Raw genomic sequence first — 16,394 nt, forward strand, 5'->3', positions numbered from 1 at the left:
AAAATTATTTTTATACCAGCACTATCAAAATGCTAAAAAATATGTTGAGATTTCAGCCAATATCCAGTTTGAGTGCTTTATTATTTGATGCCTAGGAGTGATTTTTGGAATATCTTTGAAATAGGAAACGATAGGGTTAGTTATTGCTAATGTTTTTAACTACTGTTGAAAAGCAAAACCAATTTTTAAAAGTATTTTTTCCATATAATTTAAAATATATAACCGTAAGAAATAGTGTTAACAATAATATCTCAGAAAGAATTGCTATGAATATAGTAGAGTAGATGCTGAAAATAGGAATAAATATAACATTTAATGCGGCATTAATAACTGCGACAGTTAACATACAGTAAAGCTTATATTTTATTAGGTTTCCTGTCGATAGAATAGTATCTAATCCAGAGATAAGAAATCTGATAGGAATGCATATAGCAAGTAAGGATAAGTAAGTTGCCGCTTGTTTATATTGCTCGCCAAAGAAAATAGAAATAATTTGGTCGCTAAAATAAGCGATTGTAACTGAAATTAATAATCCAATAGTTAACATCATACCATTACCTACCTGATAGATGGCAAGCACTTTCTTTGGTTCTATATTAGACCATCTATGTATTTTAGGTAGTAAAATTTTTTGATATATGATAGCAGGGAACAGATAGGTTGCGATAATTATATTAAATGCAACACTATAAAGTCCCGCCATTTCTGGTTCACTTAAGTAAGATAATAGAAAAATGACACATTGGAAATATACAGTATGGGCAATCGAAGCTAAACCAAAAGGAATTGCGGTTATAGATATTCTCTTCATTCTTTCGATATTACCCTTCGAAGAATAAATTCTATCTTTTAATATGTTTCCTTTATATAACCGAATGAATGATTTTATTGATAATAGGAATATAAACATTGATGATAATGAATATACATAATATATATCGTTATTGCTAGCAATGCCAAAATAGATAAATGAGAGACAACTTAACTTCATCCCATTATTAAATATCTGTAAAGTACCAAGTTGGTGATATTTTCCTTCTATTTGAAGAATGGCAGACTGGATGTTAAATGATGTCAGTGCTAAAAGTGTTGGGCTTAATATTACTAAGTTACTTAGATTCATATTGGGAAATAATAGGTATGTAACTAATATTAATAAGACAAAGCTAATTAATGTAGTCAATGTGGCGTAGTAAATAATACTTAAACCATGTTTATTTCCATATCTAGTGCCTTTTCCAAAAATCTTTAGTAAAGCGTTGTCTGCACCAAATCCGGCCATTGCACCAAAAAATAATAAATATACAAGAGTTGAATTAAATTCTCCTAAAGTTTTTGGAGTCAATAGCCTTGCTAAACTTGTTTGAAATAAAAAGGCTAAAGAAGCAGAGAGTGCGGTGGTTATCCATAACGATGAAAGATATGCTAGAAATTTATGCATGAGAAATAATATATAGCCTGAATAGACTAAGGCCTTAGTAATGACATAGCTACCGCACTGGGTTATCGGGTCCCAGAGCGCCATTGAATTTCAAAATTTAGTGTTTATTAATTGAAAATACTGCATTTTTTGCAGAAATGCTCAATTGATAAACACTGCTTATGATAATCTTCCCTTATCGGTTGACTCGTGCCGTAAGCACAATCAATCAAAAGCCCTTAATAATAGCACTAAAGTTTCGGGGTGACTATCGGTGTGAGACGCCTAAAAATCACGACTTTACCTGTAATCTTCTGATCACTTTTTTGAAACCATTAAGTGACTTCTTAATATATATCACTATCAAAAATCATTAATTTCACATTTGGCGGTATATTGGTTTGGTTGGTATCTATACTTAGCGGACAACCTGATAGTCAAGAAAAAGCATACATATGGCTAGATAGTATAAAAAATAATGATAATCACAGCGGTAACTTGATGTATGTTATTAATATTTCAGAAGAACACGCTCGTATGGTGTAGATAAAGATAAATACTCGAACAATGATGAAGTTGTTGAAATATAATATTTATAAGAATTGTCTGAGCATTTTTGTTACTTATTAGTTTATGCAGCAAACCCGAATATGCAAATATCATCAAACGATTGAGGAATTAATATAATCATTTGGTTTATGTTGGAAGATTAATTATCTACAGCTTTGTACGATGAAAGGAATATTTGTCGGAATAAGGTAGGAATATATGGCGGATATATAAAAAAGGTCTTTGGCACATCAGCACCAAAGACCTCAATCTCAATAAGAAGAGAAAATTAACGGCCGTGCTCTGGCAGCCAAATCTGTAGGCGTAACCCGCCCAATGGGCTGTCGTCCGCTTTCACCCAGCCTTTATGCTGGGAGATCGCCGTTTCAACAATCGCTAAGCCAAGCCCTGTACCGCCAGTTTCTCTGTCTCGCGCTTCATCTGTACGATAGAACGGACGGAAGATGTGCTCACGGTCAGCTGGGCTGACGCCAGGTCCATCATCATCGACAGTAATCAGAATGCCGTTATTTTCTTCTTTGAAATCAACCGCAATATGAGTGTTTGAATAGCGAAGTGCGTTACGCACGATGTTTTCAAACGCACTGCCAATGGCGGATGGATTACAATATAATGGCCATGGACCTGGGTGTGACGTGACATCCAGTGTCTTATTCATCTGCTCTGCTTCGAAACTCGCATCATCCAGAATATCTCCCCATAACTCATCAGCTTTGATGTGTTCGCGGAGAATTTCATTTTTGTGCTGACTGCGAGATAAAACGAGTAGGTCGTTGATCATACTGTCTAAACGGTGAGTTTCCGTTTCGATGCGCTCCAGCTCTTTACTCTCACCATGGCGGCGACGTAATAATGCAGTCGCCAACTGTAGCCGAGTGAGCGGGGTACGCAGCTCGTGCGAAATATCAGAAATAAGTCGCTGCTGGGCAGTGACCATGCCATCTAACGCACTGATCATTTGGTTGAAACTGTTGCCCGTAGATAAAAATTCCTGCGGACCAGATTCTAGCTCGGGATGCGGACGTAAATTACCTTTTGCCACATCATCTGCCGCCATTTTTAATTTACGGGCAGGACGAGCCAAGCTCCATGATAACCATAATAATAGTGGTGCACTGATTAACATGGTGGCAATTAAGAGTAAAAATGGTCGGTCAAACAAGAGGTTAATAAAGTCTGACTGTGGGCTGCTTGCCGGTCGAACTAAATACAGTTGGTAGTGATCTTCACCGTCTCGAATCGAAAATGGGCCCAAAATTTCTGCGCGCCCATACTTTTTCTTCTTCGGGTGGTCCGCATTATCGGATTGACCAATAAAATTACGGATCACTTGCATTTCACTCGGCATTGCGCCAATTACCCGACCTTCGCTAGTCACAATGATCAAGCGTTGACCGGGGGGCGCCCATTTTTTGATGGCGTTAGAGATTCGTCGCCACCAAAGTAGGTCGTTCATGGGGGCTTGGGCGAGTTCAGCTTCGATATGCTGTTCAAGCATATCCCCTTGGCGTTGCTCACTTTCCATCAGGACAGTGAGCTGCCGAGAGTCGAGCTTGGGCACCATCAGCACGAGCATTAAGACGAGTGCGAGGGTAAACCAGAAAATCGCAAATATTCGAGCGGTTAAGCTGTTGATCATGTGGCAGAAACCATCAAGTAGCCGCGACCACGCAAGGTTTTAAACCAAGGTTGACCGTCGGTGCGTTCTGGGAGTTTGCGGCGCAAATTGGAAATATGCATATCAATAGCACGGTCAAATGGTGTGAGACGTTTGCCCAACACTTCTTGGCTTAAATGTTCTCTCGAAACCACTTGTCCTAAATGCTGCGCTAATAGATAAAGCAACGTAAATTCAGTGCCTGTTAAATCAAGGATTTCGTTATCGAAGCTAGCTTCTTGACGACCTGGATTCAGCTGCAATTTGTCCACTTGTAACGTTGGGGTGTTGCTATTATCCCCTTGAGTTTGCTCACTCCAATTCGAGCGGCGTAGTAACGCACGAATACGCGCCACTAACTCTCTATCGTTAAATGGTTTAGGTAAATAGTCATCCGCACCGAGCTCCAAGCCCAATACTTTATCTAATTCACTACCGCGCGCCGTTAACATAATGACAGGCGTTTGGTGAATTTGGCGTAACTCTTTTAAGGTCTCAATACCGTTTTTCTTCGGCATCATGACATCGAGTAATAATAGGTCAATGGATGAGTCGATTTGCTGTAATGCCTGTTCACCATCATAGGCGATGACAACATTGAAACCTTCCATTTCCAGCAGTTCTTTTAAGAGCGACGTGAGTTCACGGTCGTCATCAACTAATAGGATTTTATGCATTAATTAAGTCCTCCAACTGCCAAAATACGATAACAATCTTCACGATTCCATGACTTTACGTTCTTTTACATGCTCTGACGCTAGTTTGCAGCCGACCGCGTATATTTATCTCCATTGAATCACGAGCATCGTTCGGAGACAAGGTATCTAAATGCAAAGAATAGTACACAGAACAAAACACAGTTCAGTACATAAAACAGCCGCATACGTTTTAGCTTCTGCATTTGTTTTCGGTCCAGTCGCTGCGTTTGGTGAAGCATCAGAAAGTAGTAGTAATGATGAACCCTCATTAGTGCTACAAATGCAGCCTGACCAGCCACTACAAACAACACATATCGCTATTCAATTTCAGCTTCCTGAATCATTAAATAGCGACGAACGTGCCAGTGAATTTATGTTTAATGGTATCACGTTGAGTGAAAAACAGCGTCAACAGCTTCGCGACTTAATGGCAACACAACGCCATCGCCATGTTGAAAATGTTGACTCAATACAAGAACGTGAGTCATTACACAAACTTATTATAGCGGATCGCTTTGACGATAAAGCTGTCCGAGCGCAACTTGAGAAACAATTGCAAAAAGAACTGGATGAACGCGTTGAGATGGCTCGCATCCATCATGAACTTTACCAGTTACTGACGCCAGAACAGAAGGCGCAACTTGAGCAGATTAATCAGCATAAGTTCGTTGAGTATCAAGTGAAGCAGTAGAGATCCTAGTAGTGATTGTAGTTGAGTTTTTAAAGCCTGTAGTTGAGTTTTGAGTTGATCGTTGATTTTTGAAGTAAGTAGTGAAGTAGCAATAACTGAAGTTTTTCCTTGCCATAGACACCATCCCTGTCTTTATAGCCCCTTTTAGGGGCTTTTTTTTATGCCAAATGTATTTGCGTTAACTGTAGTTGACAATGTGAGGGTGATAACTATAGTTAACAGATAGTGAGAAGGGAGGCTCTATGTTGACCGTATTAACGACAGATATTTTTAATAGATGGATGCATGACCTGAAAGATATTCGAGCAAAAACAAAAATTCAGGTAAGAATTCGGCGTTTGAAACAAGGTAATTTTGGTGATGTTGAATCGATAGGTAATGGCTTTTATGAATTGAAAATACATGAAGGTAAAGGATATCGCGTTTATTTAAGAAAGATTGATAATACAATCGTATTGTTAATTAGCGGTGGAGATAAATCGACACAGCAAAAAGATATCGATAAAGCTAAACAAATTTTTCGTGAAATTGAAGGTGATCTATGAATATTAAAATGAAAGAGTATGACATTGCTGAGCATTTAACGAGCGAAGAAGAAATTCAGTTGTATCTTAATGAAATACTAGAAGAAGGAGATACGGCACTTATTCTGGCTGCATTAGGTGATATTGCTAGAGCGAGAAATATGACCCAATTGGCAAAGGAAGTGGGAATGAGTCGAGAAGGGCTATATAAGGCACTATCTGGTGAAGGCAATCCTGCATTTACCACTATCTTGAAGATAGTTCATTCACTAGGACTAAAGCTGCAATTTAAGAGCGTAAGATAATCCTCCTTTTTTATTCTTCTATTACTATCAGTAATATTTTTATTACTGATATATTGTCTATACATTCACTTTCCGCGTACTATCTGTGCACTTGCAAATTACATTTTCGTTCATCAACAGAGGTCATACTGCGCCATGATCCAAATACTAACATCTCAAGATTATAAAAAAATGCCATGGAAAAATGGTCAGGGATTCACTTTAGAGCTGGCGCGAAGCCACGGTGAAGGGTTAGAAAACTTTGATTGGCGGGTGTCGATTGCGGATGTGAAATCAGCAGGTCCATTCTCGTATTTTCCGAACAAGCAACGGATAATTGGGGTGCTTGAAGGCTCTGGGATGGTATTGCAGATAGATAACAACCCGCCCGTTTCTTTATTACAAAAACAGTTTCATGCCTTTCATGGTGAAAGTGATGTGTATGCCGAATTAATCAATGAAGCCATCCGCGATTTTAATGTGATTTATAACCCTGAAAAGTATCTAGCGCGCCTACAGTGGGTATCCAGCGAGTCGGTAACATCATGGATTAGCCATGGTCACTGTGTACTGATTTTTAATTTACAGGGTAAGTTAGATGTGCAAGTTGATGGGAAACACTGGGTGCTAAATGATTTTGAAACCTTATTGGTGCAAAAAGAGAGTGTACCTGCACAATACATTGCCTCGGCTGAACTATTTGGCGATTTTTGTGTTATCGAACTATTTGAAAGATAACACTACAAAGCCATTCAAGTTATTTTAGAGTGATGCAACTCCGTCAATTCACGACTATTTAGTTAGCGGATAATTCTGATAATTTCACTCTTCGAATAAAATTGTCATCGAATTCATAGATTACTTATTTAATGGCTTTATTCTTATTGTGATTTTAAAAAGAATCTTTAGGCTGTAGCCTCGAATGGTTTATTAAAAATAGTAATAGAGTTTTCTAGCAAGGAAAAAAATAAGATGAAAATGAAGGCGCTTGTTGCAGTCGCAGTTTCTGCGGTCATTATGACGGGTTGTAAGAGTATGGACACTGGGCTGATGACCAACTCTGGAATGCAATTATTCCAAGCTGCAACATTATCTGATGCAGATGTTAAAAAATTCAGCGATGATGCTTGTAAAGAAATGGATGCAGAAAACAAAATTGCACCAGCTTCAAGCAAATACACACAACGCTTAAACAAAATTGCTAAAGCGTTGGGTAGTGAAGTTGAAGGAACGCCAGTTAACTATAAAGTTTACATGACTAAAGATGTCAATGCATGGGCGATGGCAAATGGTTGTGTACGTGTATACAGCGGTCTGATGGATATCATGAACGACAACGAAGTTGAAGGCGTTCTGGGGCATGAAATGGGTCACGTTGCTTTAGGTCATACCCGTAAAGCGATGCAAGTTGCTTATGCAGCGGTAGCCGCTCGTACCGCGGTAGCGGCATCAGGTAACGATGTAGCGACTCAATTAAGTTCTTCACAATTAGGTGAGCTGGGTCAAAAACTGGTTAACTCTCAGTTTTCTCAACACCAAGAAAGCCAAGCGGATGATTTCTCTTATGATCTGCTGAAAAAACGTGGTGTAGATACCAAAGGTTTAGTGACTGGTTTTGACAAATTAGCAAAATTGGGCAGCAAAGAAACCAGCATGTTTGATTCTCACCCACCATCAGATGCGCGAGCACAACATATTCGTGACCGCATTGAGGCAGATAAAAAATAATTTTTATCTCTAATGGTATTAATGGGGAAGCTAAGGCTTCCCCATTTTTTATCTGGCGTTTAGGTTTTATAGATATTTTGCATTTTATCTCAATTCTGGTGGTAAAAAGAAAATCACAAATCAGAACTTATCCTGTTGTACTCTTGCTCGGCGCTGCCTATCTTATTAAGAAAATACGATTAAGAATTTTTTTTATCATTGCCTTATTTGTGCTCGATGAAAGAGCAAGGAAAAAAGATGGAAAAAACACAGCGAGTTTCTCTATTGGCGAAAGGAATGGGAATGCTGTTGTCCGGCACTTGTCGTTTATTAACAGGAGTCCGTACACGTTGGGTAGGATGTCAGCCTGCAATTACTCCCCGTATTTACTATGCCAATCATTCAAGTCACCTCGACGGTTTAGTGATTTGGTCGGGGTTACCGCCATTAATGCGCCATTTTGTTCATCCTGTTGCTGCCAAAGATTATTGGGACGGTTCGTCATTTCGTCGTTATCTCGTTAATAACGTATTTCGAGCTGTGCTGGTGGATAGAAAAGGGGACAAGCCCGCTAAAGAGTCTGTCCTTGAACCGCTAGAAGCGGTACTCACCGCTAACCATTCGCTGATTTTATTTCCTGAAGGAACCCGTGGAGATGGCGAAGAGCTCGGTAGCTTCAAAAGCGGGATTTATCATTTAGCGAAAAAATACCCCAATGTTGAAGTGGTGCCAGTGTATTTGGAAAATTTAAATCGAGTACTACCGAAAGGAACAAAGCTCGTGGTTCCTATCATTTGCTCAGCAACTGTCGGTAAGCCGTTATCACCGTTAACGGAAAACGAAAATAAAGCAGATTTTTTGCAAAGAGCAAAAGCTGCACTTGAGGAGATGATGCCATGAGTCTTTGGGATGGCGAATTAGTCCTATTATTATCCGGTGTTTTCGGTGTCTTGATGGTCGCCAGCGTCATTGGCGGCATCTTGGCATACCGTTATTCTGGCGAGAAAAGCAATCCGACGATTGATAACCTGAATGCGCGCATCCGTGCTTGGTGGGTGATGTGTATTATCTGCGTTTTGGCGGTAGTGATTGGTCATATTGGCGTGGTGATTTTATTTGCGCTGATCTCTTTCTTTGCATTAAGGGAGTTTGTGACGTTAGCGCCAACGCGTCGTAGTGATCACGAGGCGCTTTTCTGGTGTTTCTTTGTCTTCCTGCCGCTGCAATATGTATTGGTTGGTATTGAATGGTACGGGATGTTTTCGATTTTTGTCCCTGTATTTGTGTTCTTATTTTTACCGACACGTATCGCTTTGGCTGGGGATACCTACCATTTCCTAGAACGTACCGCCAAAATTCAGTGGGGCATGTTGGTCACGGTTTTTTGTTTAAGTCATGTACCCGCGTTATTGATGCTGAATATTGAAGGGTATCAAGGGGAAAATGTGAAGCTGTTGCTGTTCCTAATTGTGGTGACGCAGATTTCTGATGTGTTGCAATATGTCTTCGGTAAGCTACTCGGTAAACACCCTATCGTGCCTAAGTTGAGCCCAAATAAAACGGTGGAAGGGTTTATCGGCGGCATATTAAGCTCGGTGCTCATTGGTATTTGCTTGTACTGGGTCACCCCATTTAGTTGGTGGGCGGCGGGGTTAATGTCATTGGCGATTACGTTAATGGGCTTTGTGGGGGGTTTGTGTATGTCTGCAATTAAGCGTGATAGCGGGATTAAGGATTTTGGCGCGATTATTGAAGGGCATGGCGGAATGCTAGATAGAATTGACTCTTTATGTTTTGCCGCACCTATTTTCTTCCATTTAACCCGTTATTTTTATACTTAATTTTTTATATTATGGGCAAATCGCTAAATAGCAAAAAGCACCTTCGGGTGCTTTTTTTATAGGAAAGTCGTGTTCAGCTTGTAATGATGGCGTCGCATATAGATTAACATGCTATCATCGAGACTTAATTTGTACTTCGAAGTAAGATGATTGTGCGCGATAGGTTGATTTTCGTCATTTGAGCTAAAATTATGTAATCGAGATCACAAGAAAACATAAAAATTGGCGGTAAAACGCATGCATAATCCCTGCGCTGTCGTATTATTTCGCTGATTGAATCAATTCAGCACTATGGTGTGGTGAGTATTAACTGCCTGTTAGGCGGAACAGTTTGCCAGGTGGAAGCGGAAATAGTGCGGTAGTTTTTTCATAGATTTGCAATTTATGTTCATTAATCAGAGGTCATCATGGTCAAGCAGATTAAAAGAATTGGGGTTTTAACAAGCGGTGGAGACGCACCGGGTATGAACGCAGCAATTCGCGGCGTGGTTCGTGCGGCGTTAGCGGAAGGCTTGGAAGTTATGGGTATTTTTGATGGATACCTCGGTCTGTATGAAAACCGTATGAAGCAATTAGACCGTTATAGCGTTTCAGATATGATCAACCGTGGCGGCACATTCTTAGGTTCTGCGCGTTTCCCTCAATTCCGTGATGAAAAAGTCCGTGCGATAGCAGTTGAAAACCTGAAGAAAAATCATATCGATGCACTTGTTGTCATTGGTGGTGATGGTTCTTACTTAGGTGCAAAATGCTTAACTGAATTAGGTTTCCCATGTATTGGTTTACCTGGCACGATTGATAATGACGTTGCTGGAACAGACTACACAATTGGTTATTTCACTGCGCTAGAAACCGTTGTTGAAGCGATTGACCGCTTACGTGATACATCCACTTCCCATAAACGTATCTCTATCGTGGAAGTGATGGGGCGCTATTGTGGTGATTTAACGCTATCTGCAGCGATAGCGGGCGGCTGTGAATTCTTAGTGCTGCCAGAACAAGAAATGCCATTTAACCGTGAAGAATTATTAGCTGAAATTAAGCGTGGCATTGAAAAAGGTAAGCGTCATGCGATTGTGGCGATCACTGAGCACGTTTGTGATGTTGACGAGTTAGCGAAATATATTGAAGCAGAAACTCACCATGAAACTCGCGCTACGGTATTAGGGCATATTCAGCGTGGTGGCTCGCCAGTGGCTTATGACCGTATTCTGGCTTCTCGTATGGGCGCATATTCTATTCAGCTATTGCTTGAAGGCTATGGCGGGCGCTGTGTTGGGATCCAAAATGAAAAATTAGTTCACCATGATATTATTGATGCGGTAATGAACATGAAACGCGTCTTTAAGAAAGATTGGCTGGAAACAGCGAAAAAACTGTACTAATTTTTCTCCTCTGTCATTGCAAATCTCACCGGTATGGTTGGCCATAGGCTGATCATATCGGCGAAGATTACGCATATTCCCTCCGATATTCCTCTTATGTATAAGATTTACCTTTTCGGTATTTCCCGTTGTTGCGGGTATCTGTCAGCCTGATCCTGTTTTCAATTAATGGAGAAAAGGATGATGGTACGTTTCTGGCAAAGTTCTCGCTATCCCATAGCGGCATTCTCTTTATTGTTATTAACTGCGGGGACATGGGCGAAAGACATTCAAATATTAAATGTCTCTTATGATCCAACTCGTGAGTTTTATCGTCAATATAATCAGGAATTTGGTGATTATTGGAAAGCGAAAACAGGGGATACCGTCACAGTACGACAATCACATGGTGGCTCTGGTAAACAAGCAACCTCCGTTATTAACGGTTTAGAGGCGGATGTCGTCACGCTTGCATTAGCATATGATGTCGATGCGATTGCCCAGAGTGGCAAAATTAATTCAGGTTGGTTGAAAAAACTACCAGATAATTCAGCTCCTTACACATCGACTATTGTCTTTTTAGTGCGTAAAGATAACCCAAAAAATATTCGTGATTGGGATGATTTGATTCGTAAAGACGTTTCAGTCGTGACGCCAAACCCTAAAACATCAGGGGGAGCACGGTGGAATTATTTGGCGGCATGGGGATATGGATTAGAAAAAAATCATCATGATCCTGAAAAAGCCAAACAGTTTGTAAAACAGCTATATCAAAATGTGGAAGTGCTGGATTCCGGAGCGAGAGGGGCAACGAACAGTTTTGTCGAGCGCGGTATTGGTGATGTCTTGATCGCGTGGGAGAATGAAGCACTATTAGCGATTAATGAATTAGGGGCTAAAGGGGATTTTGAAATCGTCACGCCAAGTATTTCTATTTTGGCGGAGCCAACAGTTGCGGTTGTTGATAAGACCGTGGACAAGCGAGATCACCGTGAAGTGGCACAAGCCTATTTAGAATTCTTGTACTCGCCAAAAGGACAAGAAATTGCCGCGAAAAATTATTATCGTCCTCGTGATGCTCAAGTCGCGAAAGCGTATCAAGGGCAATTTCCTCAATTGAAATTACTCACCGTTGATGACAATTTTGGTGGCTGGCAAAAAGCACAGGAAACACATTTTGCTAACGGCGGAATTTTCGATGAAATCATTCGCCGTTAGCCATTAGAGAGAGAAAAAATTCAGTATCTAGCAGCCCTTGATAGCTGGAGGGCGGCTAGGTATATAGCTTACCAGCTATATTTCACACCCAATTGACCAAGATACATTGTCTGCTTATTGCTATTCCCTGATGTTTTTTCATTGCCTTTCGGGTATTTCCAGTTAGTCGGTTCGTAAGCCGCGCCCGCCCATAAGGCTAACTTAGGCGTCACTTTGTATTCCACTTGAGTTCCGATGCGGTAGCCGCTGCGTAATTGCTGGGTTGTATATCCTTTATTGTTGTATTCAATGTCAGCAATGAGATAACGGAAATAAGGGGAAATACTCCAGTTTTGGTTAATGGTGACTGGTAAGCCAAGGCGAATCTGACGTTGTAAAGATTGCGTAGTGAATTCATTATCCCACGCTTTATCGCTGTAATAACTGAGTCTGGCCTTAATATCATCGGTGAGTTTGTAGCTCACGCCCACTTCTGATTCAAATTCGTAGCTGTTGGCTTCATAGAAATTGCTGTAATAGTAAAAAGCCCCCCAAAAATCAAATGTCCATCTGCTATCAAGGTAGATTGAACCTGAAGGCATTAGCCAATACAAACTATTAGATGAACGGGATTGTGTACCTGGAGTTCCATCATTTGATTCTTTGCGATAGGTAAAATTGATATCGAGATTAGAGATTTTATCCTTGATAAATTGTTTGGTTGCTCCGATTTGGGTTCGGTTACGAATGTAGGAATCGCGAGAGTTGGAAAAGTTCTTTCCGTGATTTCTTAATGATTCTCGGTGTTCTAGATCAAAAGACCACGTTGATGTTGGATTAGTTAGTGATAACTTACCAATCATGCTGGCTTTGTCATACACTTTGTTATTCTGTGAGTCTCGTTGACCTTGATACTCTTCAAGCTCAAGATACACATTGGTTTTGACTCGCCAATGGTCTTCAGTGGATTGAGAATAACTGATGGTTGGAAAAATGATTGCTGTGCTAAGAATTAAACCTGTTATAGACTTCATATTCATCCTTTATAGAATGCTTTAATTATCTAATGATTTTATTTTCAATGGGCGCACAAATTAATTATAAAAGATTGAATATGGGCTTTTGTATTGAAAGTCCAAGAGGTTAATTACAATTAATAAGGTTCATTGATATCTTGATATATTATTAGTGTGATGACTAAAATATTATTTTCTTAAATAATCGGCAAGCCGATGCAAGCAATCTAAATGAACTTCCGTGATATTGTCTATTGTTATTTTTTGATGTGATAGCTATTTAAATTAGTGGGTTAGCTAATGTGGTTGCATCTATCAGTCTGTGTTTATTCTGTTTTTTATCGTTATTTCCAATGAGAGTGAAGATAGTCTGATATTTATATTGTCACTATTTTAATGTGGAGTTAAACATTGTGATTTAATTTTCATGTCATAATTTTAAAATTATTTATAAATATTGGTTTTTATTATTTAATCTTAGGGTATTAAAAATAAAAACGCCTATTTAAATAAAATAGGCGTTTTATTAAAAATAAAACGTAATTATTTTGATTTTTTAGCTTCTGCTGCAGCTTTAACAATGACGGCGAAAGCATCTGCTTTTAAGGACGCTCCACCCACTAAAGCACCATCAATATCCGGTTGAGTGAATAACTCAGCGGCGTTGCTTGCGTTAACTGAACCGCCGTATTGAATAATGACTTGTTCAGCGATAGCAGCATCTTTCTTCGCAATGTGGCTACGAATGAATTTATGGATAGCTTGTGCTTGTGCTGGCGTTGCTGATTTGCCTGTTCCGATAGCCCAAATTGGTTCATAAGCAATAACCGCACCTTGGAATGCTTCGGCACCTAATGTGTTCAGAACAGCATCGATTTGGCGAGCACACACTTCTTCAGTTTTGCCAGCTTCATTTTCAGCTTCGCTTTCACCGATACACAGAACTGGGATTAATCCTTGCTCTTTCAGCACGGCGAATTTTTTCGCAACGAACTCATCGCTTTCTTTGTGATAAGTACGACGCTCTGAGTGACCGATGATGATGTATTTTGCACCGATGTCTTTCAGCATTTCAGCTGAAGTTTCACCAGTGAATGCGCCAGACAGGTTGACGTCAACGTTTTGTGCGCCTAATGCGATGCGGCTGCCTGCAATAGCGTGTTTAGCTTGAGTTAAGTAGATAGCGGGTGGTGCAATCGCCACGTCACAGCCATCAACGCTGCTCAGTTCATTACGCAGACCAGCAATCAGCTCATTGACCATCTGGGTGCTGCCGTTCAGTTTCCAGTTACCCATTACCAATGGATGTCGCATGTTATTTCCTCCAACCAAGAAGTTTGAATGATTAATCAATTAGTTTTTCATCACGCGATCAACGAATTACGCGCAACGAGACGTTTCTGTCGCTGTTCCTGCATTATAGGAACAATGGATAATAATAGCTTTGCTTTTCATCATGCTTATTGTCAGAGCGTGATCATCATCCATTTAGTCTATTTATTGACTTTGAAAACTTATCGTCTTCGAGTGCTTATTGCTCTAGCTTAATCGGTTCAACAGCAAAAGTAAGCACATTATTATCACTTTTTACCAAAATATACCGTAACGCACCCAATCTTGCCTCTTCAGCACGCGTTGGATTTTTATTTGCCATAAATTTGTTGAGTGCGGCTGTTAGCTCAGGGGCTTTATCCATTGAAACGTTAGGATCAAATTGGTGGATGATGGCGATAATATAACGTTCAATTAATTGTCGATTCTCTTGTGCATCCGCTTCATTGTCAGTAGGGAGCAAAGTGATCTGCAGGCTTTTAATTTTCTCGCTGCCTCGTTCAAGAACAGCGGAAGAGTATATTTGCTGATTAATGCGTGATGCGGCACGGATATAGGGTGCGGAGATATCTTGGCTAGCAATAACTTTGTATTCATGAAGATACAAGTCTTTATACGTTTGATTGAACTGATTGCGTAGCTCTGGAATAGTGAGATTAAAGGTCGGCGCATCGGGCGCTAAATAAGCCACGCTTAAGTCAGTATCGGGTAAAGTGGGTACCTTTTGAGACAGCGCCATTTGTGGAAAATAGCATACAAAAGCGGTTATGATGATGGACATGGAACGGAATATTGGTTGAGCCATTTTTTCTGCCACTTATTCTTCAGAGATTAATATTGTATCAGGATTACACACAATGACATTACTACAATGGGCTTTTTCCTTTAAAGGCAGAATTGGGCGTCGACCTTTTTGGGTAGGCATAGCCAGCTGCTTTATTCTCGTAACCCTAATTTCGTTGCTGCAAAATGCGTTTTCCATCCCTGATGCTGTCATTGTGGTGTTCTTTATTTTACTACTGTATCCCCTTGCGGCGATTTTTACCAAACGCTTACACGATAGAGGCAAACCGGGAGGTTGGTTTGCTTTGATCGTACTGGCTTTTGCACTTTATTCCATCGATGTGAGCCAATTAGCCGATATTTGGCAATGGGGAATTGGGCGCTTCCTTCCACTGTTGATTACGATGATTATGTTGATTGATTGCGGCGTTTTTGTGGGAATGGAAACTGAAAATCCCTATGGAGAAAAGACAGATAATGTGGATTACCTGTCTTAGCAGTAAAACGATTACCAATATTGTTCGCTGGTAATATGCCCCGGTTTACGGCGTAAATGTTTTATTAGCCCATGAGTGTCTTTGAGTTTATCGCGGGTATCTCTCACCATTTCAGGGTTGCCACACAGCATAATGTGGCAATTTTCTGCGTCAATTGGTAGTCCCACAAACGTCTCTAACTGATGATCTTCAATTAATGCGGGAACGCGTCCATACAGTGAGCCGGCGACTTGTTCACGACTGACTACGGTTACAATGCGTAATTTTCCTGCGAATTGTTGCTCTAATTTCTGCATTAGTGGCAGGTAACTGAGGTCTTTTTGGTAGCGGACGGCATGTAACAGGACGATTTTATCGAAGCGTTCTAACCCTTTGTTCTCTTGTAAAATGGAGAGAAATGGACCAATTGCTGTTCCTGTAGAAAGCATCCAAAGATGCCGACATTCAGGAATTTCATCTAACACAAAGAAACCCGACGCTTCATCGGTGATTTGCAGTGTATCGCCAACCTGTAGCTCAGCAAGTTTTGGACTCAATTTACCATTCGGGACGATAACAAAATAGAATTCGAGTCGGTTATCACTAGGGGCATTCACATAGGAGTAGGCGCGAGCAACACGTTCTCCATTAACTTCAAGGGCAAGCTTGGCAAATTGCCCGGCAATAAACGGCTGAATTGGGGCATCAACCACTAAACTAAATAAAGTGTCCGTCCAATATTTGGTTTCTACTACCCGACCTGTTACCCAATTTGCCATAACTGTATCCTGTTATCGAAAAAACACAGAGAAAGTGTTCAGCACAGTGAATTAT

The 16,394-nt window shown here is 40.3% G+C and carries 17 protein-coding genes; 10 read left to right on the top strand and 7 right to left on the bottom strand.

Annotated elements, in window-relative coordinates; translation table 11 throughout:
* Window positions 1-136: 136 nt before the first annotated feature.
* From PSF16_RS05850 to cpxR, 3 genes are all read right to left on the bottom strand, one after another.
* Window positions 137-1,525 carry an oligosaccharide flippase family protein gene (locus PSF16_RS05850; protein WP_272688956.1) on the bottom strand — a complete coding sequence of 463 codons (1,389 nt, stop codon included), beginning with the start codon at window positions 1,523-1,525 and terminating at the stop codon, window positions 137-139.
* Between the two features lie 733 nt (window positions 1,526-2,258).
* Window positions 2,259-3,629, bottom strand: coding sequence for an envelope stress sensor histidine kinase CpxA (cpxA, locus tag PSF16_RS05855; RefSeq protein WP_006660536.1), 1,371 nt, complete (start codon window positions 3,627-3,629; stop codon window positions 2,259-2,261).
* On the bottom strand, window positions 3,626-4,324 hold the full coding sequence (cpxR, locus tag PSF16_RS05860; RefSeq protein WP_006660535.1) for an envelope stress response regulator transcription factor CpxR: 699 nt from the start codon (window positions 4,322-4,324) through the stop codon (window positions 3,626-3,628). Before cpxR ends, cpxA begins: the two co-directional genes overlap by 4 nt.
* 151 nt (window positions 4,325-4,475) lie before the next feature.
* On the opposite strand from cpxR, the gene PSF16_RS05865 reads away from it, so the two are divergent.
* The 9 genes from PSF16_RS05865 (at window position 4,476) to PSF16_RS05905 (ending at window position 11,974) form a co-directional block, all read left to right on the top strand.
* Window positions 4,476-5,036: a Spy/CpxP family protein refolding chaperone gene (locus tag PSF16_RS05865; RefSeq protein ID WP_006660534.1), complete on the top strand. Its 561-nt coding sequence runs from the start codon at window positions 4,476-4,478 to the stop codon at window positions 5,034-5,036.
* A gap of 242 nt (window positions 5,037-5,278) precedes the next feature.
* Entirely contained in the window at window positions 5,279-5,581 is a 303-nt protein-coding gene (locus tag PSF16_RS05870) for a type II toxin-antitoxin system RelE/ParE family toxin (protein WP_272688957.1), read from the top strand.
* Window positions 5,578-5,865: an addiction module antidote protein gene (locus PSF16_RS05875; RefSeq protein ID WP_036967072.1), complete on the top strand. Its 288-nt coding sequence runs from the start codon at window positions 5,578-5,580 to the stop codon at window positions 5,863-5,865. The genes PSF16_RS05870 and PSF16_RS05875 overlap by 4 nt, the downstream gene beginning before the upstream one ends.
* Window positions 5,866-6,000: 135 nt before the next feature.
* On the top strand, window positions 6,001-6,582 hold the full coding sequence (locus PSF16_RS05880) for a HutD/Ves family protein (protein WP_006660533.1): 582 nt from the start codon (window positions 6,001-6,003) through the stop codon (window positions 6,580-6,582).
* A 234-nt stretch (window positions 6,583-6,816) separates the two neighbouring features.
* A complete protein-coding gene (locus tag PSF16_RS05885; protein ID WP_006660532.1) occupies window positions 6,817-7,572 on the top strand; it encodes a M48 family metallopeptidase in 756 nt (251 codons plus the stop codon).
* A gap of 237 nt (window positions 7,573-7,809) precedes the next feature.
* Window positions 7,810-8,451 (top strand): lysophospholipid acyltransferase family protein, encoded by a 642-nt coding sequence (locus tag PSF16_RS05890; protein WP_006663196.1) that lies wholly within the window; start codon window positions 7,810-7,812, stop codon window positions 8,449-8,451.
* On the top strand, window positions 8,448-9,392 hold the full coding sequence (locus PSF16_RS05895) for a phosphatidate cytidylyltransferase (protein WP_154631820.1): 945 nt from the start codon (window positions 8,448-8,450) through the stop codon (window positions 9,390-9,392). Before PSF16_RS05890 ends, PSF16_RS05895 begins: the two co-directional genes overlap by 4 nt.
* 407 nt (window positions 9,393-9,799) lie before the next feature.
* Window positions 9,800-10,777 carry a 6-phosphofructokinase gene (gene pfkA, locus PSF16_RS05900; RefSeq protein WP_006660529.1) on the top strand — a complete coding sequence of 326 codons (978 nt, stop codon included), beginning with the start codon at window positions 9,800-9,802 and terminating at the stop codon, window positions 10,775-10,777.
* A 180-nt stretch (window positions 10,778-10,957) separates the two neighbouring features.
* The gene (locus PSF16_RS05905; RefSeq protein ID WP_272688958.1) at window positions 10,958-11,974 is read left to right on the top strand and encodes a sulfate ABC transporter substrate-binding protein; all 1,017 of its coding nucleotides are present in this window, start codon (window positions 10,958-10,960) and stop codon (window positions 11,972-11,974) included.
* 68 nt (window positions 11,975-12,042) lie between these two features.
* Here PSF16_RS05905 and PSF16_RS05910 read toward each other — a convergent pair whose 3' ends face one another.
* From PSF16_RS05910 to PSF16_RS05920, 3 genes are all read right to left on the bottom strand, one after another.
* Window positions 12,043-12,993 carry an OmpG family monomeric porin gene (locus PSF16_RS05910; RefSeq protein WP_006660527.1) on the bottom strand — a complete coding sequence of 317 codons (951 nt, stop codon included), beginning with the start codon at window positions 12,991-12,993 and terminating at the stop codon, window positions 12,043-12,045.
* 519 nt (window positions 12,994-13,512) lie between these two features.
* Complete coding sequence (gene tpiA / locus PSF16_RS05915) at window positions 13,513-14,283, bottom strand: triose-phosphate isomerase (RefSeq protein ID WP_006663192.1); 771 nt, start codon at window positions 14,281-14,283, stop codon at window positions 13,513-13,515.
* A gap of 217 nt (window positions 14,284-14,500) precedes the next feature.
* Window positions 14,501-15,106, bottom strand: a complete 606-nt coding sequence (locus PSF16_RS05920) for a DUF1454 family protein (RefSeq protein ID WP_006663191.1) — start codon at window positions 15,104-15,106, stop codon at window positions 14,501-14,503.
* A 52-nt stretch (window positions 15,107-15,158) separates the two neighbouring features.
* Here PSF16_RS05920 and PSF16_RS05925 point away from each other — a divergent pair, with 52 nt between their 5' ends.
* Window positions 15,159-15,581 (top strand): DUF805 domain-containing protein, encoded by a 423-nt coding sequence (locus tag PSF16_RS05925; RefSeq protein ID WP_154631822.1) that lies wholly within the window; start codon window positions 15,159-15,161, stop codon window positions 15,579-15,581.
* 11 nt (window positions 15,582-15,592) lie between these two features.
* Here the strand turns inward: PSF16_RS05925 and fpr are convergent, their stop codons facing one another.
* Window positions 15,593-16,339, bottom strand: coding sequence for a ferredoxin--NADP(+) reductase (gene fpr / locus PSF16_RS05930; protein ID WP_006660523.1), 747 nt, complete (start codon window positions 16,337-16,339; stop codon window positions 15,593-15,595).
* Window positions 16,340-16,394 lie beyond the last annotated feature (55 nt).

This window comes from Providencia sp. PROV033, from assembly GCF_028484855.1.
Lineage (GTDB): Bacteria > Pseudomonadota > Gammaproteobacteria > Enterobacterales > Enterobacteriaceae > Providencia > Providencia alcalifaciens.

Excerpts from the sequence above, each read along its gene's own strand:
- PSF16_RS05850 (WP_272688956.1), bottom strand. The coding sequence starts at position 1,525 with ATGGCGCTCTGGGACCCGATAACCCAGTGCGGTAGCTATGTCATTACT.
- PSF16_RS05895 (WP_154631820.1), top strand. The coding sequence starts at position 8,448 with ATGAGTCTTTGGGATGGCGAATTAGTCCTATTATTATCCGGTGTTTTC.
- tpiA (WP_006663192.1), bottom strand. The coding sequence starts at position 14,283 with ATGCGACATCCATTGGTAATGGGTAACTGGAAACTGAACGGCAGCACC.
- PSF16_RS05870 (WP_272688957.1), top strand. The coding sequence starts at position 5,279 with ATGTTGACCGTATTAACGACAGATATTTTTAATAGATGGATGCATGAC.
- fpr (WP_006660523.1), bottom strand. The coding sequence starts at position 16,339 with ATGGCAAATTGGGTAACAGGTCGGGTAGTAGAAACCAAATATTGGACG.
- PSF16_RS05920 (WP_006663191.1), bottom strand. The coding sequence starts at position 15,106 with ATGGCTCAACCAATATTCCGTTCCATGTCCATCATCATAACCGCTTTT.
- PSF16_RS05905 (WP_272688958.1), top strand. The coding sequence starts at position 10,958 with ATGATGGTACGTTTCTGGCAAAGTTCTCGCTATCCCATAGCGGCATTC.
- PSF16_RS05880 (WP_006660533.1), top strand. The coding sequence starts at position 6,001 with ATGATCCAAATACTAACATCTCAAGATTATAAAAAAATGCCATGGAAA.
- cpxR (WP_006660535.1), bottom strand. The coding sequence starts at position 4,324 with ATGCATAAAATCCTATTAGTTGATGACGACCGTGAACTCACGTCGCTC.
- PSF16_RS05910 (WP_006660527.1), bottom strand. The coding sequence starts at position 12,993 with ATGAATATGAAGTCTATAACAGGTTTAATTCTTAGCACAGCAATCATT.
- PSF16_RS05885 (WP_006660532.1), top strand. The coding sequence starts at position 6,817 with ATGAAAATGAAGGCGCTTGTTGCAGTCGCAGTTTCTGCGGTCATTATG.
- PSF16_RS05890 (WP_006663196.1), top strand. The coding sequence starts at position 7,810 with ATGGAAAAAACACAGCGAGTTTCTCTATTGGCGAAAGGAATGGGAATG.
- cpxA (WP_006660536.1), bottom strand. The coding sequence starts at position 3,629 with ATGATCAACAGCTTAACCGCTCGAATATTTGCGATTTTCTGGTTTACC.
- pfkA (WP_006660529.1), top strand. The coding sequence starts at position 9,800 with ATGGTCAAGCAGATTAAAAGAATTGGGGTTTTAACAAGCGGTGGAGAC.
- PSF16_RS05925 (WP_154631822.1), top strand. The coding sequence starts at position 15,159 with ATGACATTACTACAATGGGCTTTTTCCTTTAAAGGCAGAATTGGGCGT.
- PSF16_RS05865 (WP_006660534.1), top strand. The coding sequence starts at position 4,476 with ATGCAAAGAATAGTACACAGAACAAAACACAGTTCAGTACATAAAACA.
- PSF16_RS05875 (WP_036967072.1), top strand. The coding sequence starts at position 5,578 with ATGAATATTAAAATGAAAGAGTATGACATTGCTGAGCATTTAACGAGC.